General features: G+C 67.5%; 21 protein-coding genes, 1 tRNA gene and 1 pseudogene. 11 read left to right on the top strand and 12 right to left on the bottom strand.

Features of this window, described 5'->3' with window-relative positions:
* Positions 1-2: 2 nt before the first annotated feature.
* Positions 3-1,487 (bottom strand): 6-hydroxynicotinate reductase, encoded by a 1,485-nt coding sequence (locus ACWIGM_RS27365; RefSeq protein WP_454029126.1) that lies wholly within the window; start codon positions 1,485-1,487, stop codon positions 3-5.
* A gap of 391 nt (positions 1,488-1,878) precedes the next feature.
* Here ACWIGM_RS27365 and nadC point away from each other — a divergent pair, with 391 nt between their 5' ends.
* Positions 1,879-2,712 carry a carboxylating nicotinate-nucleotide diphosphorylase gene (nadC, locus tag ACWIGM_RS27360; protein WP_454029125.1) on the top strand — a complete coding sequence of 278 codons (834 nt, stop codon included), beginning with the start codon at positions 1,879-1,881 and terminating at the stop codon, positions 2,710-2,712.
* A 7-nt stretch (positions 2,713-2,719) separates the two neighbouring features.
* Entirely contained in the window at positions 2,720-4,762 is a 2,043-nt protein-coding gene (gene phnN / locus ACWIGM_RS27355; RefSeq protein WP_454029124.1) for a phosphonate metabolism protein/1,5-bisphosphokinase (PRPP-forming) PhnN, read from the top strand.
* 105 nt (positions 4,763-4,867) lie between these two features.
* Here phnN and ACWIGM_RS27350 read toward each other — a convergent pair whose 3' ends face one another.
* The 5 genes from ACWIGM_RS27350 to ACWIGM_RS27330 form a co-directional block, all read right to left on the bottom strand.
* Positions 4,868-5,323: a MarR family winged helix-turn-helix transcriptional regulator gene (locus ACWIGM_RS27350; RefSeq protein ID WP_454029123.1), complete on the bottom strand. Its 456-nt coding sequence runs from the start codon at positions 5,321-5,323 to the stop codon at positions 4,868-4,870.
* A gap of 112 nt (positions 5,324-5,435) precedes the next feature.
* Complete coding sequence (locus tag ACWIGM_RS27345) at positions 5,436-6,548, bottom strand: Gfo/Idh/MocA family protein (protein WP_454029122.1); 1,113 nt, start codon at positions 6,546-6,548, stop codon at positions 5,436-5,438.
* Between the two features lie 50 nt (positions 6,549-6,598).
* Positions 6,599-7,393, bottom strand: a complete 795-nt coding sequence (locus ACWIGM_RS27340; RefSeq protein WP_454029121.1) for an ATP-binding cassette domain-containing protein — start codon at positions 7,391-7,393, stop codon at positions 6,599-6,601.
* Positions 7,394-7,395: 2 nt separating this feature from the next.
* The gene (locus ACWIGM_RS27335) at positions 7,396-8,544 is read right to left on the bottom strand and encodes an ABC transporter permease (protein WP_454029120.1); all 1,149 of its coding nucleotides are present in this window, start codon (positions 8,542-8,544) and stop codon (positions 7,396-7,398) included.
* 69 nt (positions 8,545-8,613) lie between these two features.
* A complete protein-coding gene (locus tag ACWIGM_RS27330) occupies positions 8,614-9,549 on the bottom strand; it encodes a sugar ABC transporter substrate-binding protein (RefSeq protein WP_454029119.1) in 936 nt (311 codons plus the stop codon).
* Between the two features lie 392 nt (positions 9,550-9,941).
* Here ACWIGM_RS27330 and ACWIGM_RS27325 point away from each other — a divergent pair, with 392 nt between their 5' ends.
* Positions 9,942-11,186, top strand: coding sequence for a Zn-dependent hydrolase (locus tag ACWIGM_RS27325; RefSeq protein ID WP_454029118.1), 1,245 nt, complete (start codon positions 9,942-9,944; stop codon positions 11,184-11,186).
* A 3-nt stretch (positions 11,187-11,189) separates the two neighbouring features.
* Here the strand turns inward: ACWIGM_RS27325 and ACWIGM_RS27320 are convergent, their stop codons facing one another.
* Positions 11,190-11,585, bottom strand: a complete 396-nt coding sequence (locus ACWIGM_RS27320; protein ID WP_454029414.1) for a RidA family protein — start codon at positions 11,583-11,585, stop codon at positions 11,190-11,192.
* Positions 11,586-11,625: 40 nt separating this feature from the next.
* A complete protein-coding gene (locus ACWIGM_RS27315; RefSeq protein WP_454029117.1) occupies positions 11,626-12,270 on the bottom strand; it encodes a TetR/AcrR family transcriptional regulator in 645 nt (214 codons plus the stop codon).
* A 123-nt stretch (positions 12,271-12,393) separates the two neighbouring features.
* Between ACWIGM_RS27315 and ACWIGM_RS27310 the strand changes: the two genes are divergently transcribed.
* From ACWIGM_RS27310 to selD, 8 genes are all read left to right on the top strand, one after another.
* Positions 12,394-13,170 carry a cyclase family protein gene (locus ACWIGM_RS27310; protein WP_454029413.1) on the top strand — a complete coding sequence of 259 codons (777 nt, stop codon included), beginning with the start codon at positions 12,394-12,396 and terminating at the stop codon, positions 13,168-13,170.
* Between the two features lie 23 nt (positions 13,171-13,193).
* A complete protein-coding gene (kce, locus tag ACWIGM_RS27305) occupies positions 13,194-14,120 on the top strand; it encodes a 3,5-dioxohexanoate:acetyl-CoA acetone transferase (RefSeq protein ID WP_454029116.1) in 927 nt (308 codons plus the stop codon).
* Positions 14,120-15,148: an SMP-30/gluconolactonase/LRE family protein gene (locus tag ACWIGM_RS27300; protein WP_454029115.1), complete on the top strand. Its 1,029-nt coding sequence runs from the start codon at positions 14,120-14,122 to the stop codon at positions 15,146-15,148. Before kce ends, ACWIGM_RS27300 begins: the two co-directional genes overlap by 1 nt.
* Positions 15,149-15,181: 33 nt before the next feature.
* On the top strand, positions 15,182-16,390 hold the full coding sequence (locus ACWIGM_RS27295) for an ABC transporter substrate-binding protein (RefSeq protein WP_454029114.1): 1,209 nt from the start codon (positions 15,182-15,184) through the stop codon (positions 16,388-16,390).
* Positions 16,391-16,676: 286 nt separating this feature from the next.
* A complete protein-coding gene (locus ACWIGM_RS27290) occupies positions 16,677-17,204 on the top strand; it encodes a TlpA disulfide reductase family protein (protein ID WP_454029113.1) in 528 nt (175 codons plus the stop codon).
* Complete coding sequence (locus ACWIGM_RS27285; RefSeq protein ID WP_454029412.1) at positions 17,204-18,298, top strand: transglutaminase-like domain-containing protein; 1,095 nt, start codon at positions 17,204-17,206, stop codon at positions 18,296-18,298. The genes ACWIGM_RS27290 and ACWIGM_RS27285 overlap by 1 nt, the downstream gene beginning before the upstream one ends.
* 54 nt (positions 18,299-18,352) lie before the next feature.
* Complete coding sequence (locus ACWIGM_RS27280; protein ID WP_454029112.1) at positions 18,353-19,498, top strand: cysteine desulfurase family protein; 1,146 nt, start codon at positions 18,353-18,355, stop codon at positions 19,496-19,498.
* A 14-nt stretch (positions 19,499-19,512) separates the two neighbouring features.
* Complete coding sequence (selD, locus tag ACWIGM_RS27275) at positions 19,513-20,589, top strand: selenide, water dikinase SelD (protein WP_454029111.1); 1,077 nt, start codon at positions 19,513-19,515, stop codon at positions 20,587-20,589.
* Positions 20,590-20,623: 34 nt separating this feature from the next.
* Here the strand turns inward: selD and ACWIGM_RS27270 are convergent, their stop codons facing one another.
* The 4 genes and pseudogenes from ACWIGM_RS27270 to selB form a co-directional block, all read right to left on the bottom strand.
* On the bottom strand, positions 20,624-21,001 hold the full coding sequence (locus ACWIGM_RS27270) for a hypothetical protein (RefSeq protein WP_454029110.1): 378 nt from the start codon (positions 20,999-21,001) through the stop codon (positions 20,624-20,626).
* The gene (locus ACWIGM_RS27265; protein WP_454029109.1) at positions 20,988-21,449 is read right to left on the bottom strand and encodes a hypothetical protein; all 462 of its coding nucleotides are present in this window, start codon (positions 21,447-21,449) and stop codon (positions 20,988-20,990) included. The genes ACWIGM_RS27270 and ACWIGM_RS27265 overlap by 14 nt, the downstream gene beginning before the upstream one ends.
* 16 nt (positions 21,450-21,465) lie before the next feature.
* A tRNA-Sec gene (locus ACWIGM_RS27260) sits at positions 21,466-21,561 on the bottom strand.
* A gap of 105 nt (positions 21,562-21,666) precedes the next feature.
* Positions 21,667-23,436, bottom strand: a pseudogene (selB, locus tag ACWIGM_RS27255) (selenocysteine-specific translation elongation factor); the annotation flags it as partial.
* Positions 23,437-23,444 lie beyond the last annotated feature (8 nt).

Here is a 23,444-nt window from a genome sequence, read left to right as displayed (position 1 = left end):
CCCTACCCCAGCGAGCGGCGCGGCTGCTCCGGCGCCAACGGCCAGGGATTGTCCGGGCGCTGCGGCAGGCGCAGGCGGCTGCCGCCCTTGAGCGAAGCGAGCGGCTGGATCGCGTCCATATGGCCGCCGAGCGCTTCGTAATCGGTCAGGCTCATGGTGAATTCGAGCGGCGCGACCAGCGCCGGTGTCGGCACATAGCCGAAGGCGTTCTCGGGCAGGCGGGTGACGTCGACCATGAAGGTGATGCCGCCGCCCGGCCAGATATAGACCGGGGCGCCGCCGCAGGTGACATAGGTCAGCGCATCCTTGACCGAGCGGGTCAGGCGAACCGGATTCTCGGTGACGCCAGCGCGCAGCGAACCGCCGGCGCCGCCGATGAAGAGGACCGTGGAGAGCGCCGGCTCGCAATTCTCCGCGATGCGCTCGACCGGCTCGACCAGCGGCTGCGGCATCTCTCTCTCGACCGGAACGAGGTTCTCGTCGAGCTCGTAATAGGCTGCGTGCTCGCCGGTGGTCGAGACCATCAGCAGGCGCAGGCCGGGATAGGCGACCTTGGGATCGAACGGCCCGAGAATGGTCAGGGGATCGCTGATATTGGTGCCGCCCCAGCCGGTGCCGGGCTGCGCCACCTGGAAGTAGCGGCCGGGCGTCGAGCGGCGGCCCTTCAGCTTGATGCCGGTGCCGGCCATGCCGAGCAGCTTGCCGGCCTGGTGCTCGGAAAGCACGCCGGTGATGTGATCGTCGACGACGACGACCTCGTCGACCTTGCCGTGCCATTGCTTGGCGAAGATGCCGATCGTCGCCGAGCCGCAGCCGACGCGCATTCGGCTCTCCTGGATGCCGTTGACGATCGGCGGCTTGCCGGCCTGGACGATCACGCTCTCGCCATCGTCGATGGTGAGCTCGACCGCCTTGCCGTTGCTGAGCTGGAGCAGCGCGTCGCAGGTGACGCGCCCCTCCTTCTTCGAGCCGCCGGTGAGGTGATGGACGCCGCCGAGCGACAGCATCTGCGAGCCGTATTCGCCGGTGGTGACGTGGCCGATCGCCTCGCCCTCGACGCGCACCGTCGCCTGTTCCGGACCGAGGAAGCGGTCGGTGTCGATCTTCACCTTCACACCGCAATAGCTGAAGATGCCCTCGGTCACGACGGTGACCATGTCGACGCCGTCGACCTCGGAGGAGACGATGAACGGGGCGGGTTTGTAGTCGGGATAGGTGGTGCCGGCGCCGATCGCCGTGATGAAGGTGCCCTGCTGGTGGACGATCTCGCCGTCCCACTCGCGCGATCCGGCGAAGGGAACGATTTCGCCGCCATGCTCCAGCGTGCGCTCGAGCACGATATGCGGCTCCATCCGCACCAACTCGCCATCGACATTGCCGTAGCGATCGCAGGCGCCGACGGCGCCCGGCTTGATGAAGCACATCACCGGGCAGGCATCGCAGCGGATCTTGTCGTCCGCGACCGGGCTCGCTTCGTCCAGCGCCATGCTTGATCCTCCCGCAGAGCGGGTCTTAAGGATTTTGTTTGTGTACAAACGATACTGGCGCGCCTCTTGGACCAAGTCAAGACAGCGGCAAGGCACGGGACGGCCGCGCATTCTACGCCCGATCCCGGGATTGGCACACAGCTCCAGCCGCCACGGCCGAACTCGTTCTGTTTTGTCGATGAGAGGAGGGCCCAGCCTTCAAATCTTGCATACAAGATCATTTACGGCGCCGCCGAGCGAGGTTTGTAGCCGGCGGACATGACCTCCGCATGACGCGATTGCTTGTTGCACGGACGGCACCGATGGCGCATTGACAGCCAAATTTTTCCGCTGCTATTGTTTGCATACAAACATGTTTGAGCGGCAGTGCCGCGGGAGAGAGGACCCTTCCATGTATGACGTCTTCGCCACGGACCGCCTGATCGACCACTGGCTTGTCGAGGACATCGGCGCCTGCGACCTCACCGTCCAGGTGATGATCGAACCGGGCGAGACCGGCAAGTTCCACATGAACGCCCGCGAGCCGATGATCGTCGCTGGCGTCGAGGTCGCGGCGCGGGTGTTCAAGCGCTACGATCCCGAGCTCAAGGTGACCCTCTTGGTCAAGGATGGCGACAAGGTCGAGAAGGGCGCGATCCTGGTCGAGATCGAAGGCTCCGCCCGCAGCGTGCTTACCGCCGAGCGAACCGCGCTCAACATCGCCCAGCGCCTCTCCGGCATCGCCAACGAGACCGCCCGCTATGCAGCGGCCATGGCCGGCAGCAAGGCGCGCCTGATCGACACCCGCAAGACCACGCCCGGCCTGCGCATGATGGAAAAGCACGCCGTGACCTGCGGCGGCGGCCTGAACCACCGCCTCGGCCTCGATAACGGCGTGATGATCAAGGACAACCACATCGCCGTCTGCGGCAGCATCACCGCCGCCGTCGAGCGCGCCCGCAAGAAGCTGCCGGTGCTGACCAAGCTCGAGGTCGAGTGCGACCGGCTCGAGCAGGTCGAGGAGGCCGCCAAGGCCGGCGCCGACGTGATCATGCTCGACAACATGTCGGTCGCCGACATGACCAAGGCGGTTGAGCTGATCGCCGGTCGCGCCAAGGTCGAGGCCTCCGGCGGCATCAACATCGACACGATCGGCCCAATCTCCAGGACCGGCGTCGACTATATCTCGACCAGCAAGATCACCCAGTCGGCGCCGGCGGTGGATATCGGCCTCGACGAAGCCTGAGCAACTAATGCGGCAAGGCACCTTCTTCCTCGTCGTCGGCCCGAGCGGGGCCGGCAAGGACTCGCTGATCGACGGCGCCCGCACCCTGCTGGAGCCGACCGGCCGTTATGTCTTCGCGCGCCGCATCGTCACTCGCCCGGCGGGATCGCCGGGGGAGGACCATGAAGCGGCCACGGACGAGGCTTTCGACGCGCGCGAGGCCAGGGGCGATTTCCTGATCACCTGGGGCGCCCACGGCCTGCGCTACGGGCTGCCGGCCGAGTTGAAGCGGCTGGTCGAGGCCGGCCGCAACGTCATCGCCAATGGCTCGCGCGCGACGATCGCGGCGCTCGCCGCCCGGCTGCCGCGCTTCGTCGTGGTCGAGGTCACCGCGCCGCCCGAAGTGCTCGCCGCCCGCATCGCCGGGCGCGGCCGCGAGAGCGGCGAAGCCATCGAGAAGCGCCTGTCGCGCACGGTCGAGCCGCGCCCGGAGGGCATCAGGGCGGCGACGATCTGCAATGATCAGAGCGTGGAGATCGGGATCGAGCGCTTCGTCGCCGCGGTCGAGGCGGCCGCCAACACGATGCGCCTGCGCCGCCTGCCGCTCTTCGCGGGACGGGCGCATTGCGCCTATCTCCCGGCCAAGGGCGAGATCGTCAACGGCTTCGACTATCTCGGCCCGGGCCGGATCGAGATTTCGGGTATCGGCGCCAGCATCCGCTCTGGCGTGCAGGTGGTCGACTCGCCCGCTTTGCTCGGCGGCGACGAGATCGGCCTCTCGGCCGAGGCCTTCGACGAGCTTAGTCTGCTGGAAGGCAGCGAGGTCACTATCAGGCGGACACCCTCACCGGAGAGCCGGGCAGCGCTGACCCGCAAGATCCAGGGCGGCGAGCTCACTGAGGCGCAGTACCACACGCTGATCCGCGACATCGTCGAGGCCCGCTATCCCGATGGCGAGGTCGCGGCTTTCCTGGTCGCGGCGACGCAGAAGCTCTCCGACGACGAGGTCATCGCACTGGCGCGGGTGCGCACCCGCTTCGCCCAAAAGATCACCTGGCCCGACAGCATCGTCGTCGACAAGCATTCGATGGGTGGGATTCCCGGCAGCCGGATCACCCTGATCGTCGTGCCGATCGTCGCGGCCCATGGCGCCTTCCTGATGCCGAAGACCTCGTCGCGCGCCATCACCTCGGCGGCGGGCACGGCCGATGCGATGGAGGCGCTCGCCCGCGTCGAGCTCAACCCGGCCGAGTTGCGTGCTTGCGTGGAAAAAGCCCGCGGCTGCATCGCCTGGAACGGGCGGCTCAACCATTCCGTGGTCGACGACGTGATGAACGCAATCACACGGCCGCTCGGCATCGATTCGAATCGCTGGTCGGTCGCCTCGATCCTGTCGAAGAAGCTCACGGCCGGCTCGACCCATGTCATCGTCGACCTGCCCTATGGCCCGCGCGCCAAGCTGAAGAGCGAGGCCGAGGCCGCCGAGCTGGCACAGTTGTTCGAGACGGTAGGCAGCGGGCTCGGCCTTGTCGTCAACGCCTTCCCGACCGATGGCAGCCGCCCGATCGGGCGTGGCATCGGCCCCGCGCTGGAATGCCGCGATGTCGGCTGGGTGCTCGACAACGATCCACAGGCGCCAGCCGATCTGGTCGAGAAGGCGCTGTTCTTCGCCAGCCGCATCCTGGCCTGGGATCCGGCGCTCGGCTCGGTCGCGGCCGGACGGGCACGGGCGGAGGAGTTGCTGCGCTCAGGCGCGGCACGGGCCACCTTCGAGCGGATCATCGATGCGCAGGGGCGGCGCGAGCCGCCGGTGGCGCCGGGGCTGCTGGTCCATACCGTGCGCTCGCCCAAGGCCGGGGTGGTCAGCGAGATCGACGGTTGGGCGGTCGCGGGAATCGCACGGCGCGCCGGTGCGCCCTTCGACAAGGCGGCCGGCATCGATCTGCGCCGCCATGTCGGCGACCGCGTTGCAGCGGGCGATCCGCTCTTCGCCATCCACGCCAGCGCCTCGAGCGATCTCGACGAGGCCAAGGCGATGGCGGACAGCTGCGATTGCTACGTGATCGGCTAGTGGCATCAGCCCTCGTCATTGCGAGGAGCAAAGCGACGAAGCAATCTAGAAGGGCTCGCTCTACGTCCCCTGGATTGCTTCGCTACGCTCGCAATGACGGAAACCTCAGCGCAGCTGCTTCAACAGCGCGACCAGCGTCGCCCGCTGGTTGGTCGCGAGCGGCGCCAGCGTCACCTTGGTCACCGTCTCCGCCTTGGGCAGCAATTCACGGGTGTAGTCGACGCCGGCCGGGCTGAGCTCGACGATGAGCCGGCGGCCATCCTCCGGATCGGGCTTGGTCTGGACCAGCTTGCGCTTGAGCAGGCGGTCGACCACGCCCTTGATCGTGGCGGCGTCCATCGCGGTCTGGCGTCCCAGCAGGTTCTGCGAGGAGCCGCCATCCTGATAGAGCCGCGCCAGCACCGCCCATTGCGTCGGCGTCAGGTCGCTGCCCATGATCTCGTTGAAGATCGAGACATGGCGCTGCGCCGCCTGGCGCATGATGAAGCCGACCTGCTCGGCGAGATCATAGATCTCTTCCGTGGGTTCGGGCGTCTCGGCCGCACTGCTCGGTCGCGCCATCACTGATCCTCGTTCGTATACGAACGATATTCCTAGCGCGCTTTCCTGGCGATCGGAACCGGCTGGATCGCCGAGAATCACGCTTCGTCCACGACATCAGCGAAGCAGGTCCTCAGACTGTCGTCCAGCGTCCCTCCCTGACACTCCTGGCGGCGGCATCGACCGTGCACTCGATGCGCAGGCCGGCCTCGAAATCGAGGAGATGCGCGGGCGCGCCGGCGATGGCACGCAGCAATTCGTGGCATTCGATGATCTTGAGCTCGTTGAAGCCGAGACCGTGGCCGGGCGCCGGGATGAAGCGGCCATAGGGCTCATGTGCCGGGGCGGTCAGGATGCGGCGGAAGCCCTGGAGATCGCTGGCGCCCTCGGCAGTGTAGAGCTCGATCTCGTTCATCCGCTCCTGGTCATAGGCGATCGTGCCCTTCGCGCCAAAGACCTGCAGCGCGATCCGGCCCTTGCGGCCCCAGGCCGAGCGGTTGAGCGCGACGAGTCCGGAGGCCCCGGAAGACAGGCGCAGCAGCAGGGTGGCGATGTCGTGCGTCTCGACCGCGCGGCTGCCGCCGGCCGCGAGCGGACGCTCGGCATAGGGTTTGGCCATGTCGGCCATGACCGCGTCGACCTCGCCGATCAGCACCTTGATCAGCGAGAAGGCGTGCACACCGAAATCGTCGAGCGCGCCATGACCGGACGCTGCCTCGCTCTTCCAGGAGAACGGCGCGCCGGCATCGGCCATGAAGTCCTCGTCCATCTCGACGCGGACGTGGTTGACCGGCCCGATCGTGCCCTCGGCGATCAGGCGCTGCGCCAGCCGGATCGCCGGGTTCTGGATGTAGTTGTAGCCGAGCGCGGCGATCGTGCCGGCCGCCTTCGCCGCCGCCAGCATCGCCTGTGCATCGCCAAGGCTCGTCGCCATCGGCTTCTCGCACCAGACATGTTTGCCGGCGGCAAGCGCCGCGATCGCCATCTGCGCATGGAAGGCATTAGGCGTGGTGATCGAGACGACGTCGACATCGGGATGGGCGATGAGCGCCTTCCAGTCGGCAGTCGACTCAGTGAAGCCGAACTCGCCGGCGCGCTGCGCCGCCAGGGCTTCGTCGACCTCGCAAAGCACCGCGAGCTTAGGACGGGGCACGTCGCCGAAGACGGGCGCGACCGCATTCCAGGCCAGGGCATGGCACTTGCCCATATAGCCGGTGCCGATCAGGCCGACGCCGAGCGCGCGCATGAGCAATCTCCGTAGCGAAGAGGAAGGAAGGACCGGATAATCGCCAGCCGTTAGACCGTGCCGCCGAGCTCCTCGGAGACCGCCTGCAATTCCTTGCCGCCGGCCATCAGGTTCTGCAGCTCGTCCATGGCGATCCCCGACTTGGCGTAGGTGCCGAGCGTCTTGCCACGGTTGAGCACGGTGAAGCGGTCGCCGACGGCATAGGCGTGGCGGACATTATGGGTGATGAAGATCACGCCCAACCCCTTGGCGCGGACGAGGTTGATGTATTTCAGCACCATCGAGGTCTGGGCGACGCCGAGCGCCGAGGTCGGTTCGTCCAGGATCAGCACCTTGGCGCCGAAATAGACGGCGCGGGCGATGGCGACGCATTGGCGCTCGCCACCCGATAGCGTGCCGACCGCCTGATGCGGATCGCGGATATCGATGCCGATCCTGTGCATCTCGTCGCGCGTCACCGCATGGGCGAGGTCGAAATCGATCCATTTCAGCGGGCCGAAGCCGCGGATCGGCTCGCGGCCCATGAAGAAATTCCGCGTGATCGACATCAGCGGGATCATCGCCAGGTCCTGGTAGACGGTGGCGATGCCGGCATCGAGCGCGTCGCGCGGGCTGGAGAAGGCGACCGGCCGGCCCTCGACCAGGAACTCGCCCGAGCTCGGCCGGTGGCAGCCGGAAAGCGTCTTGATCAGCGTCGACTTGCCGGCGCCGTTGTCGCCGAGCAGGCAGAGCACCTCGCCGGCGGAGACCTTGAGCGAGACGCCCGAGAGCGCGATCACCGAGCCGAAATGCTTGACGATATCGCGGACCTCGATGAGGGGCGTCTGTTCCGGAGCTGTCGTCATGTTCAGCGCTCCCCTGTCGCCTTGCGGCGGATGAAGTTGTTGAACAGCACGGCGAGCAGCAGCATCCCGCCAAGGAAGACCTGGAACCAGTCGCTGTCGAAGCTGGTGTAGGTCAGGCCGATCGAGACCATCCCGAAGATGATCGCGCCGAAGAAAGCACCGACCGCCGAGCCATAGCCGCCGGTGAGCAGGCAGCCGCCGATCACTGCGGCAATGATCGCCTCGAACTCCTTCTGGAAGCCGCGGCGGGCATCGGTCGAGCCGGCGTCGAGCACGGTCAGGATGGCGACGAGGGTGGCGGCGCAGGCGGTCAGCACGAACAGGGTCGTCTTGACCATGTTCACCGGCACGCCGGAATTGCGGGCCGCATTGGGGTCGCCGCCCGCGGCGAAGATCCAGTTGCCAAAGCGGGTGCGCAGCAGGACATAGGTCGCGAGCGCCGCGATGGCGAGGAACCAGAGGACTCCGACGGGAACGCCGGTCACGGTCGGCGTGCCGTTCGGGAACTTGGCGATCCAGTTGGCCTGCGCCAGCCAGGCGAACAGCCCCTCCAGCGCCTGGCCGGAGAAGAGCTCGCGCACCACGCCTGTGCCCGCTTTCTCGCCGATGCCGCGCAACTGCGTCGAGCCGCCGGTCGCCCATTTCAGCCCGACCAGCGAAAGCCCGCGCAGGATGAACAGGAAGGCGAGGGTGACGATGAAGGAGGGCAGGCGCGTCCGGATGACGATCTGCCCGTTCACCGCGCCCATCAGCCCGGCGAAGAGAAAAGTCGCGACGATCGCCGCCAGCAGCGGCAGGTCGCCGACTACGATCAGCGCGCCGAAGACGAGGCCGGCGAAGGCGATCATCGAGCCGATCGAGAGGTCGAACTCGCCGCCGATCATCAGCAGCGCCGCCGCAATGGCGAGGATGCCGAGCTGGGCCGCCGGCGAGAGCACGGTCATCACCCCGGCGAGGGTGAACATCGCCGGGTTGGCGGTGAGGCCGAAGAAGACGGTGACCAGGACGAGGCCGGCGACCGCCCCCAATTCTGGCCGGCGCATCAATCGGGCGATCAGCGAGACGCGGCGCAAACGTTCGTCGCGGGCCTCTGCGGCCGGGTCGGTGGAACGGGACGCGCCCGCGGCGAGATCGGCGGTCGACGTGGCCATGGCGCGCACCTTCAGCTTCTGAACGATCCGGAAGGAAGGGCGGCGCGGGTCAGCGCCGCCCATGCAGCCTCAGCGGATGCCCTTGGCCGAGAGGTCGACGACCTGGGCCGCCTTCTCCTTGGTGACGAGGTTCGGGCCGGACGGAACATTGCCACCGGGAACGAGCCCGTATTCGGCGTTGAGCGCCAGGAAGGCGACCGGCAGATAGCCCTGCAGGAACTGCTGCTGGTCGATGCCGAAGGCTGCCTCGCCCGCCACGATCGCCTTGAGGAAATTGGCCGAGAGATCGAAGGTCGCGACGCGAACCGAGCTGATCTTGCCGGCTTCCTTGACGCCCGCCAGGGTCGGCTCGCCGCCGAGCGAGGCGCTCAGCGCCATCACCGTGTCGACGCTGGCGTCGGAGAGCGCCGCCTTGACCTTGGAGCGGATCTCGGAGGGATCGTTCGAGACCGGCAGGACGGTGACCTTGCCCTTGAAGCCCTCGGCAAAACCCTTGCAGCGCAGATCGAGCGCGACATTGCCGACCTCGTGGTTGACGCAGACGCCGACCTTGCCGCCCATGCTGGCGAGCTTCTCGCCGGCGGCCTTGCCGGCGTCGAACTCGTCCTGGCCGACATGCAGGAGGGCGCCGAGCTTCTTCGAGACATCGGAGCCGGAATTCATCGAGATCACCGGGATGCCGGCGGCGACCGCCTTCTGGATCGACGGGCCGAGCGCCGAGGCGTCGGGGATCGAGACGACAAGGCCGGCCGGCTTCTGGTTCACCGCGGCGTCGATCAACTGGCTCATCGCGACCATGTCGAAGGTCTCGGGCGCGCGGTAGTCGACCGCGACTTTCAGGTCGGCAGCTGCCTTGGCGACGCCGTTCTTGACCACCGACCAGAACGGGTCGGCGGCCTGGCCATGGCTGACGACGATGATCCTGGTCTGCTGCGCGACGCTCGGCGTCGCTCCTGCGACCGCGATGGCGGCGGCAGCAATCATCCCTGCGAGAAAACGCTTCATCTCATCCTCCCTTGCGGGGATGTTCCCCGCATTCGTTATCGGTCCGATCGGGTGCGATCGGCCGGTTTTCGGGCGATTTGGCGGGCCGCGAAGCGTCGCGGACCGCCCGGGATGGCGAAGGAAGGAGGACGCGCCAGGCGCGACCGCCGACTCTGCGCTTCATTCAAAACGAAACAAAAAAACCGTTTTCAATATTCAATGGAACAATCATTCCATTGCGCATGCACACCTGTCAAGCGCCTTCTGCGTCACTGACATACCGGCACGTGCCCCTGTCCGTGCCACCCGGACCGGAGAAACCCATCACCAATATCGATTTGCCAGAAGCCAGTTGCGGCCTCGATTGTCGGTGATCGAAGCGGCGCCATCAGCGCCGGAGATTGGGGGAATTCATGAGCCTGCCAGCGACCGCGCGCATCGACATCGGGCGCTTCTGGACGACGATCGAGCGCTCAGGCGAGATCGGCATCGGTCGGCCGGGTGGGCTTTCGCGGCTGGCGCTGGGCGATTCCGACAAAGAGGCGCGCGACGTCTTCATCGACTGGTGCCGGCAGGCGGGCCTGAGCGTGCGTATCGACGGCATCGGCAACATCTTCGCGCGCCGGGCCGGACAGGACGACAGCCTGCCGCCGGTGGTGATGGGCAGCCATCTCGACACGCAGGTGAATGGCGGGCGCTTTGACGGCATCGCCGGCGTGCTGGGCGGGCTCGAGGTCTGCCGGACGCTCGACCAACTCGGCCATCGCACCAAGCGGCCGATCGAGGTCGTCAACTGGACCAATGAGGAGGGCGGGCGCTTCTCACCGCCGATGGTCGGCTCGGGCTGCTTCACCGGCGCCTATACGCTGGAGTGGGCGCTGGGCCGACGCGACGATGACGGCAGGACCATCGGCGAGGAGCTCGACCGCATCGGCTATCGCGGTGAGATGGAGCAGGCGCCCCACCCCTTCGACGCCTATGTCGAGTTCCATATCGAGCAGGGCCCGATCCTCGACCGCGAGGGCATGCAGGTCGGCGTCGTCACTGGCGGTTTTGCCAGCACCGGCATGCTGGTCGAATTCAAGGGCGAGACCGCCCATACCGGCCCCTGGCCGATGGAGCGGCGCAGGAATGCGCTGATTGCCGGCGCGCGCCTGCTGGTCGCGGTCGATGATCTCGGCTGGGAGCATGCCGGCAGCGGCGGCAAGGCGACCGCCTCGCGACTCGTAGCCTGGCCGAACAAGCCCGGTATCCTCTCCGACTGGGCACAGGCGACCTGCGACGTCCGCCATGCCGATCCGGAAGCGACCGCGGTGATGGCCGAGCGCGTGCGCCGCGCTGTCCATGAGGCGGCGGCGCGGGCCGATTGCACCGCCGAGATCCTCGATGTCTGGAACTGGGGCGGCAAGGTTTTCGCCGAGGAGCTGATCGAGCAGGTCCGGTCCACCTCGCTGGGCCTCGGCTACCGCACGCGCGATATCCTGAGTCAGGCCGGGCACGACGCCTATTTCGTCGCCCGCCACGCGCCGGCGACGATGATCTTCGCGCCCTGCAAGGGCGGAATCACCCACAACAATCAGGAGCTGTGCACGCCCGACGACCTGGAACCCGGTCTCAACGTGCTGCTGCACACGGTGGTGGCGCGGGCGGATCGCTAAGCGTCAGCCGATCGCGGCGACGCATTCGATCTCGATGTCGAAGGGCAATGGCCAGGGCCGGATCGCGGCGCTGGTCCGCGCCGGGAAGCCGTCGCTGAAATAGCTCCTGTAGATCGCATTGACGCCGGCCATCAGCGCGGGATCGGTGACGAAAATAGTCGCTTTGACGACCGCATCGAGCGAGGAGCCGCCATGGCGCAGGGTCACGGCAAGTGCTTCCATGACGGCGCGGGTCTGGGTCTCGATATCGCCGCTGACGATCTCGCCGGTCGTAACGTCGATCGGCGGCATGCCGCAGGTGAAGAGCAGGTCGCCAACGCGGGCCAGCGCCGAGGTCGGCGCACCGAGCCGGCGGATCGCCTCGGAGATGACGGGGACTTCGATGATCTCGCGGCGCATGATCTGATCCACTTTCCCTTATCCGCCTGAATTGGCCGGCTCAGCGGCTCCGCAGCAGGCCGTCGATGCCGGCGGCACAGAAGCTGGTCAGGCGCTGCAGCAATTGTTCGGCATTCTCGGCCACCGGGACGGACTCGCGCTGCTGGTCGAGCCGCATGGCACGGTCGCCGGCAGCCATCGTCGTAACGAGAGCCCCGACCATGAAGAGATAGGCGTCGACCAACGCGCCCTCCGGCGCTTGCGGATAGACCTTGCCCAGCGCAGCGACGAACTGCCGTGCGGTCGGATCGAAATGCTCGGACACGACGCCGCGCGCGGCTTCGCGCGGGTCGACGGCCTCGCGGGCGGTCATCATGGCGAACGCCGCGCCCTGCACCCCTTCGCTGAAGCGCTGGCGAACTGAGGGGCCAATTAGGGCAGCGACGATCTCGCGGACGTCGAGGGCCGGCCGGGCCATGGCCTCGCCGAGCGCCTGGGCACGCGCCAGCGCCAGGGCATGGGCCCGGCGAGCGAAGACGGCGCGATAGAGCGCCTCCTTCGAACCGAAATGGTAGCTGAGCTGCGAGAGACGCACCCCGGCAGCAGCTGCGAGGTCACGCATCGAGGCGCCGTCGGCGCCGCCGCGCTCGGCAAAGAGCCGCTCGGCAGCGTCGAGAATGCGGTCGCGCGTCGGCATCGCGGACATCAGGCCCCTCCAGAATCCAGCGATTCCCCTCTTACCAGAAACATGACGTCCTGCTATAGGTCGGACGTTCGTCCAAATTCGAACCGCAGAGAACACATCCTCAAGGGAGGACATACCGGCATGCTGCCAGGCCGCCTCGTCGATCTGTCGATTCCGCTCGAGAACGACGTTCCTGCCGATCCGCCCTTCCAGAAGGTCAGAATCGACTATCGCACGCATCAGGCGACAGCGACGGACATCGCTGCGGCCTTTCCGGGCCTCAAGCCCGAGCAGCTGCCGGACGGCATGGGCTGGGCGGTCGAGCTCGCGACGATCTCGACCCATAACGGCACCCATGTCGATGCGCCCTGGCACTATCACCCGACGCAGGATGGCGGGGCGCCGGCGCTCCGGATCGACGAGTGCCCACTCGACTGGTTCCTGCGGCCGGGCGTGAAGCTGGATTTCCGCCATCTGCCCGACGGCCATGTCGTCAGCCCCGCCGAGATCGACGCCGAGCTCGCGCGCATCGGCCACAAGCTCAGCCCGCTGGAGATCGTCGTCGCCAATACGCGGGCCGGCTCACGCTATGGCGAGGCCGATTATGTCGATTCCGGCTGCGGCTTCGGCCGCGAGGCGACGCTGCATCTGGTCCGGCAGGGCATCAAGGTGGTCGGCACCGATGGCTGGAGCTGGGACGCGCCGTTCAGCCACACCGCCCGCCGCTTTGCCGAAACCGGCGACGCCTCTTTGATCTGGGAAGGCCACAAGGCCGGGCGCGAGGCCGGCTACTGCCAGATCGAGAAGCTGCACAATCTCGAAGCACTGCCGGCGACCGGCTTCACCATCAGCTGCCTGCCGGTGAAGGTCCGCAACGGCTCGGCCGGCTGGACCCGCGCCGTGGCGATCCTGCCGGCCTGATCGGAACGACGAAGGAGACTGCGATGAGCAAGGTCATCATCACCTGCGCCGTCACCGGCGGCATCCATACGCCGACCATGTCGGACCACCTCCCGATCACCCCCGACGAGATCGCCAGCCAGGCGATCGCGGCGGCGGAGGCCGGCGCGGCGATCCTGCATCTGCACGCGCGTGACCCCAGGGACGGCCGCCCCACGCCGGACCCGGCCGTGTTCATGGAATTCCTGCCGCGGATCAAGCAGGCGACCGATGCCGTCGTGAACATCACCACCGGCGGCGGCCTGACCATGACCGTCGAGGAGCGCCTCGCCGCGCCGCTCAAGGCCGCGCCGGAGATGTGCTCGCTCAACATGGGCTCGATGAATTTTGCGCTGCATCCGCTGGCGGAGAAGTACAGCGACTGGAAGCATCCCTGGGAGCAGCCTTACCTCGCCAACACCAAGGACTTCATCTTCCGCAACACCTTCGGCGACATCGAGCGCATCTACAAGCTGCTCGGCGAGGGGCACGGCACCAAGTTCGAGCATGAATGCTACGATGTCGGCCACCTCTACAATCTCGCCCATTGCCTCGATCGCGGCTGGTTCCGGCCGCCGGTCTTCCTGCAACTGATCTTCGGCATCCTCGGCGGCATCGGCGCCGATCTCGACAATCTGATGTTCATGAAGCGCACCGCCGACAAGCTCTTCGGTCGGGATTATCACTGGTCGGTGCTCGCGGCCGGGCGCCATCAGATGGCCTTCTGCACGCAAGCCGCGATGCTGGGCGGCAATGTCCGGGTCGGTCTGGAGGACAGCCTGTTCATCGGCCGGGGCAAGCTCGCGACCTCCAATGCCGAGCAGGTCGCCAAGATCCGCCGTATCGTCGAGGAGCTCGGCTACGAGATCGCGACGCCCGAGGAGGCCCGCGCGACGCTCGGCCTCAAGGGCGGCGACCGCGTGAACTTCTGATGTCGCCTCGTCCCAACCCGCTCGACGGCTTCACCATCGATCCGGCCGCCATCACTTACGTCGGCGAGGGCCTGCAGCGGCCGGAATGCATCCTCGCCGAGCGCGACGGCTCGCTCTGGAGCGCCGATGCGCGCGGCGGCGTCGTCCACATCAGGCTGGATGGCACGCAGCAGCTGATCACGCAGACGGCAAGCCGCGGCTTCGCCGAAGCGGCCGACGAGGAAGCGCGCTTCGTCTCCGGCACCTTGCCGAACGGCCTCGCCTTCGCCCGCAATGGCGATGTCCTCATCTCGAATTTCGGCACCGACCGGCTGGAGCTGATGACGCGCTCGGGCGAGACGCGCGTGCTGGTCGATACGATCGACGGGCAGGCGATCGGCAAGGTCAATTTCGTGCTGCGCGACAGCAGGGACCGGATCTGGCTGACGATCTCGACGCGGACGACAAACTGGATGCGGGCGATGAGCCCCAATGTCCGCGACGGCTATGTCGCGCTCTATGATGGCGGCCGCCTGCGCATCGTCGCGGATGGATTCGCCTTCACCAACGAGATCCGGCTCGATGCCAAGGAAGAATGGCTCTACGTCGCCGAGACCTGCGCCTGCCGGGTGACGCGGCTACGGGTCCAGCCCGATGGCAGCCTGACCGATCGCGAGACCTTCGGCCCGAGCGACCATGGCGCCTTCATCGACGGCATCGCCTTCGACGCCCATGGCAATCTCTGGGGCACGCATGTGATGCTCGACCGGGTCTTCGCGATCACGCCCGAGGGCGAGCTTTGCATCCTGCTCGACGACGACCGCGGTAGCGAAGCCGGCAAAGCGTTGATGGCCGCCTTCGCCCGCGACGAGGTGACGCCCGAATTGATGCTCGCCTGCGGCGGCACGATCGCCCCCTGGTTCGCCAGCATCACATTCGGCGGGATCGATCTGCGCACGGCCCATATCGGCAGCCTGCGCGGCAGCCGCATCCCCAGTTTCAGATCACCGGTCGCCGGCCTGCCGATGGCGCACTGGCACGACCGCTAGCAACGACGAACGACAATCAAGGGAGGAATTCACATGAAGGGTCTGGCCTCGACGCTCGCCATCGCCACCGCATTGCTCGGCACTCTACCGGCTGCAGCCGAGATCTCGGACGGCGCCGTCAAGATCGGCGTGTTGACCGACATGTCCGGCGTCTATTCCGACATCACCGGCAAGGGTTCGATCACCGCCGCCCGCATGGCGGTCGAGGACTGCCTCAAGGCCGAATGCGCGGGCATGAAGATCGAGGTCGTCTCGGCCGACCACCAGAACAAGGCCGATGTCGGCTCGGCGATCGCGCGCGAATGGATCGACCGGCAGGGCGTCGACGTCCTCGCCGACATGTCGAACGCTTCGCTGCAACTCGCCATCCCGCCGCTGCTGAAGGACAAGAACCGGGTCGGCCTCTTCCCCGGCGGCACGGCCCGCCTGACCGGCGACGCCTGCCAGCCCGACCATATCGTCCAGTGGATGTGGGACACCTATGTCCAGGTCGCCGGGATCGCCAACCACCTGACCAAGCCCGGCACCAAATGGTATCTGGTCACTGCCGACTATGCACTCGGCCATCAGCTCGAGGCCGACGCCAAGACCCTCGTCACCGCCAAGGGCGGTGTCTACTCAGGCTCGGTCCGGCACGCCTTCCCGGCGGTCGAGCTCTCCTCGCAGCTCCTGACCGCGCAAGGCTCCGGCGCCGATCTGATCGCACTCGCCAATGCCGGCGGCGACACCGTCGCCGGGATCAAGACCGCTCGCGATTTCGGCATCGGCCAGGACAAGCAGAAGCTGGTCGCCTTCTTCCTGACCGCGATGGACGTGAAGAGCGTCGGCCTCGCCTCGGCGCAAGGCACGATCCTGACCGAGGGCTTCTACTGGAATATCGACGAGCGCACCCGCGCCTTCTCCGAGCGCTTCAAGGCGGCGCATGGCGCGGTGCCCTCGGCGATCCAGGCCGGCGTCTATTCCTCGGTGCGGCACTATCTCAAGGCGGTCGTCGCAGCGAAGTCGGACGAGGCCAAGACGGTGATCGCCAAGATGCGCGAGCTCCCGATCGAGGACGAGGTCGTGCGCAACGCCAAGCTGCGCGAGGACGGGCGCATGGTGCACGACTTCTACGTCTTCCAGGTCAAGAAGGCGGCGGAATCGAAGGGCGAATGGGACCTCTATGACCTCGTCGCCACCATCCCCGGCGACCAGGCCTTCCGCCCGCTCGCCCAGAGCGCCTGCCCGGCGATCAAGCGCTAGGCTGTCAGCCTCGAAGGCCCGAGAGGCCAGTTCATCGCCGGGCTAGCCCAGGCCGAAGGCAGGATCGCCAAGGCGCGGCTGCAGATCGCGCCCGGCCTGGAAGCCCGCGTCGAGATTCACGCCTTGAGCAGGCGCGCTACGCCCGCGCCGCCTTGGCGTTTGCGTGCCAAAAGTAGAAATTGACGTCTACCGGGTACTCCCGACAAGATGTGCCGTGCTTGCCGACATGGCTCCCGAGTTTCGGGGCGCTCATCGACCGAGTTCCAGTCCGGGGCTGTTCCAGCGCATGCTGCTGGTCGCCTCCTGGCTTCTTGTCGCCAGCGCACCCGGCGCAGCCAGTGAATTCAAGCCCTGGGGTATCGAGACGGCGCCGGTGCTTGCGCTCGACCAGCTCGACGGCCCCGGCATTGCTCTGGCCGAGCTTCGCAGCAGCCCCGTCATCGTCCATTTCTTCGCGACATGGTGCGCGCCCTGCATCGAGGAGATGGCGTCGCTGAATGCGCTCGCCGTCAGGGGAACGAGCTCCCCGGCCATCCTCGCGGTCAATGTCGGCGAGGTCGACGCACGCGTGCGCAGTTTTTTCCGCGACCGCCCGGTCTCCTTTCCGATCCTGCTGGATCGCGACCGCGCCACGATGAAGGCCTGGAAGGTCGAGAGCCTGCCGACGAGCTTCGTGCTCGACCGGGATCTCAAGCCCGCGCTGAAGACCGAAGAACCGCTCGACTGGACGAGCCCGGCGGTTGCGGCAGCGCTCGCGGCTTTGCCGTCCACACAATCGAGAAGCAAGCAACGGGGAGAGGAGACATCGCAATGATCAGCCGTCGCGACATGTTGAAGACCACTGCCGCCGCTGTGGCGGCGTTGTCCGTCCCGCGCCTCGCTGCCGCACAGGATACGCCCTTCGCGCCGAGGCCTGGCGCCTGGCGCGACTTCGAGGTGGCGACCCGTCTCGACCTGTCGGCAAAGGGGAAGACCCAGGCTTGGATTCCGCTGCCGTCGCTGCGCGAAGGCGAATGGATCAAGCCCGGCAAGAACAGCTGGGAAACCAATGCGGTCTCGGTCGAGGTGGTGCGTGATCCGAAATACGGCGCCGAGCTGCTGCATGTCGTCTTCAAGGATGGTGAGACGGCGCCAAGCGTCGAGGTCCGGAGCAGCTTCTCCCTGCGCGACCGGGCCGAGGACCTCGGTACCAAGAGCGCCGTCCCGGCCCTAAGCGCCGCCGACCGCAAACTCTATCTGGAGGCGACCGAGCTGATGCCGACCGACGGCATCGTCAGGGAGACGGCGGAAAAGGCAGCTGCCGGCAAGGCGAGCGATCTCGACCGGGCGCGGGCAATCTACGAATGGGTCGTCGCCAACACCTTTCGCGACGCCAGGACCCGCGGCTGCGGCACCGGCGATGTCGCCTCGATGCTGCGCACCGGCAATCTCGGCGGCAAATGTGCCGACCTCAACGCGCTCTATGTCGCTCTGGTCCGCAGCGTCGGCATCCCGGCTCGCGACATCTACGGCATCCGCGTCGCGCCCTCGAAGTTCGGCTACAAGAGCCTCGGGACCGGTTCGGACGTCATCACCAAGGCGCAGCATTGCCGGGCCGAGATCTGGCTCGACGGCCATGGCTGGGTCGCGACCGACCCGGCCGATGTCCGCAAGGTCGTGCTGGAGGAGCCGCCCGGCAACAACGCGGTCGACAATCCCAAGGTCATCGCGGCGCGGCAGGTGTTGTTCGGCGCCTGGGAAGGCAACTGGCTCGGCTACAATGTCGCGCACGACCTCATCCTGCCGGGCTCGAAGCACAAGGTCGGCTTCCTGATGTATCCGCAGGCGGAGGTCGCCGGAGCGCTGCTCGACTGCCTCGATCCCGACACGTTCCGGTACGCCATCAGATCGGCCGAACGGACAGCCTGAGTGCGATGTCGGGGCGAAGGCGATACCTTCGCCCCGTTCTTGCGAGGACTTGCGATGCGGCCAGTCTATCTCGACTACAACGCCACGACGCCGGTCGCGCCCGAGGTCCTCGCGGCGATGATGCCGTTCCTGATCGGCGCCTTCGGCAATCCATCGTCCAGCCATGCGCTCGGTCGCCAGGCGCATGCGGCGGTCGAGCGCGCGCGGGCCGAGGTTGCCGGGCTGATCGGCGCGGAGCCGGACGAAATCCTGTTCACCGGCGGCGGCACGGAGGCGAACAATCTCGCAATCCGAGGCTCGCTCGCCCCGGGTGATGGCCGAGCCATCGTCACCACCGCGATCGAGCATCCGGCAACCGAGGAGTGCTGCCGCTTGCACGAGGCCGCCGGGCGCATCGTCCGGCGTGTCACTGCCGGTCCCGACGGCATCGTCAGCACTGCCGACATGGCGAAGGCGATCAATCAGGGTGCCGGGCTCGTCACGGTCATCCTTGCGCAGAACGAGATCGGCACCTTGCAGCCGGTCGCCGACATCTCCGCCCTCGCCCGCTCCGCCGGCGCGCTGGTCCACACCGATGCGGCGCAGGCGGTCGGCAAGCTGCCTGTCGATGTGCGTGAGCTCGGCGTCGATCTCCTGTCGATCGCCGGCCACAAGCTCAATGCCCCGAAAGGCATCGGAGCGCTGTTCCTGCGCCGGAGCGTCGTCCTCAGGCCTGTGCTCGTCGGTGGCGGGCAGGAACGCGGCATCCGGCCCGGCACCGAGAACGTCCCCTACATCGTCGGTCTCGGCGCTGCCTGCGCCCTGGCCGGCGAGCGTCTGAAGTACCGGCGCACTACGCTTGCGGCCTTGTGCCAGCGCCTGCTGACCGGCCTGCGCGAGGCCGTGCCCGGGCTGATGCTGGTCGGCGACCCAGAACACCGGCTGCCGAACACGCTGAACGTCCTGTTCCCCGGCGTGTCCGGGCGGCGCCTCCTCGAGACATGTCCCGGGGTCCAGGCTTCGGTCGGTTCAGCCTGCCATGCCGATAGCGAGGAGCCATCCGCCATCCTGACCGCGCTCGGTTTCGGGCGCGAGGCGGCGCTCGGCGCGGTCAGGCTTTCGCTCGGCTGGGACAGTACGTCAGAGGATATCGACACCGCGATCGCGGAGCTGGCCGGCGCCTGGCGCTCGCTGGCATCGGCGCGCCAGAGCGCTGCTTGATGGAGACCAAAGAGATGAGCGACACAATCGAGCTCGAAGCCCCGCCGCGCGCCGCAATGCCGCGCCTGACCAGCCTGGCGCATGGCGGCGGTTGCGGCTGCAAGCTCGCACCCTCCGTGCTGCAGCAATTGCTGGCCGACCATCCGGCTGCCGGCCCCTACCGCCAGCTCCTCGTCGGCACGGAAACCGGCGACGACGCCGCCGTCTGGCAGATCGACGACGAGACCTGCGTGGTCGCGACCACGGATTTCTTCATGCCGATGGTCGACGACCCCCATGATTTCGGCCGCATCGCCGCGACCAACGCGATCTCCGACATCTATGCCATGGGTGGCACGCCAATCATGGCGCTCGCCATCCTCGGCATGCCGCTCGACAAGCTGCCGATCGAGGTGACCCGCGAGATCCTGAAGGGCGGCGCCTCGATCTGTGCCGAGGCGGGCATCCCCGTCGCCGGCGGCCATTCGATCGACGCGCCCGAGCCGATCTATGGCCTTGCGGTGATCGGCCTGCTGAAGCCGCAGAATCTGCGCCGCAACAGCGGAGCGAAGCCGGGCGACGCGCTGATCCTGACCAAGGCGCTCGGCGTCGGCATCTATTCGGCCGCCTTCAAGAAGGAGCAATTGTCGCCCGAGGCCTATGACGAGATGATCTCGTCCGTGACCCTGCTCAACCGTGTCGGCACCAAACTCGCCAGGGACGCCGACGTGCATGCGATCACCGACGTGACCGGCTTCGGCATTCTTGGCCACGGACTCGAAATGGCGCGCGGCTCGCAGGCGACGCTGAAGCTGCGGCTTGCCGATCTCCCGTTCCTGTCCCAGGCCGAGACGCTGGCGCGCGAAGGCCGCGTCACCGGCGCTTCGCACCGCAACTGGGCGAGCTATGGCGAGGGCGTCGATCTGCCCGCTGGACTTCCAGACTGGCAACGGCATCTCCTGACCGATCCGCAGACCTCGGGCGGATTGCTGGTCTCCTGCGCGGCGGGGCGGGCGGAGATGCTGCTGGCGAGTATCCAGGCAGCCGGCTACCCGTCGGCGCGGGTCATCGGCACGGTCGAAGCCGGCCCGCCACGCGTGGTCGTGGCCTGACTTCGAGCGGCGGCTGATGTCGCCGGAATAGTCGTCAGGCCTCCGCCACTTGCAGCCGGCGGCCCCAGACGTCGAAGAACTCGCCCTTGTTGAGCACGAGCCGGTCCTGATCCAGCGCCGCCCCGAGCTCACGCAGCCGGACGCGCGCGAGCTCGTCGGGCACCAGCCCGCCATCCTCGCGGGTCGGGAAGAAGGCCGCGCCGTCCCAGCTCACGCCGGCGCCGCGCAGCAGCATGACGATGTCGCCCCAGTCGAGCTCGTCGCCGACGACATGGACGAAGGTCGAGCGCAACGGCTCCAGCTTCGGCGCGGCGATCCTGACGAGCACGATCAGCGCGGTGAAGGGGCCCTTGCGGAGCATCTTCGCGAGCCAGCGTTCGAAATCGGTGCCCAGCCCTCTAGAAGTCGACACGTGGCGTATCCGGAATATGGCGCTCGAACAGGTCATAGAACTCGGTACCCGTCTCAGCGCGGTACCAGGCTTCGAAGGCGCGCAAGGCATCCTGCGAGGCGTCGCCGGGTACGCCTTCAGTCATCTCGCCCCGCATAACCTCGAACACCGGCATGAGCCGGTCGAGCACCAGCGCCTGCCGCGGGCCGATCTCGCTCCAGCCGAGCGCATCAGCGACGGCAAGACGGGCACGCGGCATTGCCGCTTCCGGCTCGCCGGTATCGGCGATGGCAGCCGCGGCGGTACGCACCAGGTTGAGCCGGCGGAACGCGTTTGCCCGCTCGCGCGCCAGTGCATCGATCCGCGTCGCCGCCTCGCGGCGATAAGCGTTCTCGGCCTGGCGCGCATCCTCGGCAGCCTGCTCGAAGCTCGCGATCAGGTCGAGGGCGGGCGCTCTTGTTTGCGTCATGGCGCCCTCAGGGAACTGGCGGAAGAGAATGGGAGTCGAACCCACCAGAGACCGTTTGACGGCCCCTCCCGGATTTGAAGTCCGGACGCCCCACCGGGGACGCTTCTCCTCCAGCTGGCGCATCCGGCTGCGGGCCGAACAGATCGAGCCGTTGCCGATTGATGCGCCTGAGATCGCCGCGGCGGATGGTGACACCGTGGCGATCGAAGAATTCCAGGATCTGGATCGCGACCTTGCGGCCATTGTCGAGCCTGTCGCGGAACTGCGCGGCGTTGAAGCCGACGGCAGCAGCGGCAGCGAGTTCGGCCGCGATCCCGATCATTTCGGAAACCGTAGCGCGCAGGAAGAAGTGGTCAAGCGCGACCTCGTGCACGTCGCCGCGCCGGCCGGCGAGGCGGAAGAGGCGGCGAATGTCGTCCTCGCGGCGGCCGAGCATCTGGCCGATATCGCGCACGCGCGGCGGCCGGAAGCGCTCGCCGCCACCGATCAATGGCGCGACGCTGCTCCAGAGCGCCTCGTCCTCCGGCGTCAGCCTGATCTCGTGCTCGGGTCGCCTGATCCAGGAACCAATCACGACCAACTCGCCGGCCGCCGCCAGTTGCGCGAGAGTCGTGCGGAACAAGGCGGCGGGCAGCCGGGGCTGGAGCGAAGGCCGAAGCCGCTCCAGCCCCATGCCCTGCTGGTCGGGGTTTTCGACGTGATAGGCCTTCAGCGCCTCGACCAGCGCCCTGGAGAAGCGCTGCCAGATAGCCGGCAACATCACCGTCGCACCGATCCGCACCAGCCCGAGCTGCGCGGCCAGCGCTTCGGTTTGTCCAGAGGCAAGCGAGCGGTCGCGGGCGAAGGCATCGAGATCGACGTGATGCGGCGCCGCCTCGAGCAGGTCGCGCAACGCCTCGGCATGGTCGCTCCTGGCGCGAGCGTTGAGCTGCGCCTGGCGCTCCGGACTGCGACGCTTTCGCTCCGGCGCGCGCAGGTCGAGGAAGCGGCCGCCGCCGAGCGTCCGCGCGGCGCTGGTGTCGCGCAGCACGAAGCGGTCGAGCGCCGCAGCCGCGATCGGCCTCTCGAGGACGAGCTGGACCAGCGAGGTCGTGCCGGGGGCGATCTCGCTGCCGAGCAGGACGATGCGGGCGCCGGTTTCGCTCGAGCCATGATGCAGCCGTACCGGCTGCCACATCGCGAGCGCCTTCTTCTCGGAGGCAAGGACCGTCAGCTCGGCATCGATCCGTGTCGTCGGCAGGTGCAGGAGCGGCGACACGATCATGTCGCCGCGCCCGATCGCATCCTTCGACACATCGGGGCCGGCGAGATTGAGCGCGCAGCGATCGCCCGCGACGCCGCTTTCGGCCGGGCGGTTCTGGGCGTGGATCGAGCGCACGCGTGCGGCGATGCCGGAGGGCGAGACCGTGACGCTATCGCCTGCCGAGACCTTGCCGGACAGCACCGTGCCGGTCACGACCGTACCGGCGCCGGGCAAGGTGAAACAGCGATCGACGGCGAGCCGGAAGGCACCATCGCTACGGCGCATCTGCGCAGTCCGGGCAAGCTCACGCAACAGCTGCGCGAGCGCATCGACGCCGGCGCCCGTGACTGTCGAAACCGGCAGGATCAGCGCTTCGGCAAAAGGCGTCCCGGCCAGCAGCGCCGCGATTTCTGCCTGCGCCTCGACGAGGCGATCGCCCTCGACCAGGTCCGACTTCGTCAAAGCCACCACCGCCTGCCCGATCCCGAGCAGGCGAGCGATGTCGACATGCTCGCGCGTCTGCGGCATCACCCCGTCATCGGCCGCGACGACCAGCAGCAGGAGGTCGATGCCGGAGGCACCCGCGAGCATGGTGTGGACCAATTTCTCATGGCCGGGCACGTCGATGAAGCCGACGACACGGCCATCCGGCTGGGGCCAGTAGGCAAAGCCGAGCGCGATGGTGATGCCGCGCTCCTTCTCCTCCTTCAAACGGTCGGTATCGACGCCGGTCAACCGCCGCACCAGCGAGG

It is taken from the genome of Allobosea sp. NPDC055332, assembly GCF_053645455.1.
This window is presented reverse-complemented; position numbering and strand designations above follow the sequence as displayed.

Bases quoted from the DNA above. Each gene is read 5' to 3' on its own strand.
- ACWIGM_RS27340 (WP_454029121.1), bottom strand. From the start codon at position 7,393: ATGACGACAGCTCCGGAACAGACGCCCCTCATCGAGGTCCGCGATATC.
- phnN (WP_454029124.1), top strand. From the start codon at position 2,720: ATGCGGCAAGGCACCTTCTTCCTCGTCGTCGGCCCGAGCGGGGCCGGC.
- ACWIGM_RS27345 (WP_454029122.1), bottom strand. From the start codon at position 6,548: ATGCGCGCGCTCGGCGTCGGCCTGATCGGCACCGGCTATATGGGCAAG.
- nadC (WP_454029125.1), top strand. From the start codon at position 1,879: ATGTATGACGTCTTCGCCACGGACCGCCTGATCGACCACTGGCTTGTC.
- ACWIGM_RS27330 (WP_454029119.1), bottom strand. From the start codon at position 9,549: ATGAAGCGTTTTCTCGCAGGGATGATTGCTGCCGCCGCCATCGCGGTC.
- ACWIGM_RS27350 (WP_454029123.1), bottom strand. From the start codon at position 5,323: ATGGCGCGACCGAGCAGTGCGGCCGAGACGCCCGAACCCACGGAAGAG.
- ACWIGM_RS27300 (WP_454029115.1), top strand. From the start codon at position 14,120: ATGTCGCCTCGTCCCAACCCGCTCGACGGCTTCACCATCGATCCGGCC.
- ACWIGM_RS27315 (WP_454029117.1), bottom strand. From the start codon at position 12,270: ATGTCCGCGATGCCGACGCGCGACCGCATTCTCGACGCTGCCGAGCGG.
- ACWIGM_RS27280 (WP_454029112.1), top strand. From the start codon at position 18,353: ATGCGGCCAGTCTATCTCGACTACAACGCCACGACGCCGGTCGCGCCC.
- kce (WP_454029116.1), top strand. From the start codon at position 13,194: ATGAGCAAGGTCATCATCACCTGCGCCGTCACCGGCGGCATCCATACG.
- ACWIGM_RS27320 (WP_454029414.1), bottom strand. From the start codon at position 11,585: ATGCGCCGCGAGATCATCGAAGTCCCCGTCATCTCCGAGGCGATCCGC.
- ACWIGM_RS27290 (WP_454029113.1), top strand. From the start codon at position 16,677: ATGCTGCTGGTCGCCTCCTGGCTTCTTGTCGCCAGCGCACCCGGCGCA.
- ACWIGM_RS27325 (WP_454029118.1), top strand. From the start codon at position 9,942: ATGAGCCTGCCAGCGACCGCGCGCATCGACATCGGGCGCTTCTGGACG.
- selD (WP_454029111.1), top strand. From the start codon at position 19,513: ATGAGCGACACAATCGAGCTCGAAGCCCCGCCGCGCGCCGCAATGCCG.
- ACWIGM_RS27265 (WP_454029109.1), bottom strand. From the start codon at position 21,449: ATGACGCAAACAAGAGCGCCCGCCCTCGACCTGATCGCGAGCTTCGAG.
- ACWIGM_RS27335 (WP_454029120.1), bottom strand. From the start codon at position 8,544: ATGGCCACGTCGACCGCCGATCTCGCCGCGGGCGCGTCCCGTTCCACC.
- ACWIGM_RS27365 (WP_454029126.1), bottom strand. From the start codon at position 1,487: ATGGCGCTGGACGAAGCGAGCCCGGTCGCGGACGACAAGATCCGCTGC.
- ACWIGM_RS27295 (WP_454029114.1), top strand. From the start codon at position 15,182: ATGAAGGGTCTGGCCTCGACGCTCGCCATCGCCACCGCATTGCTCGGC.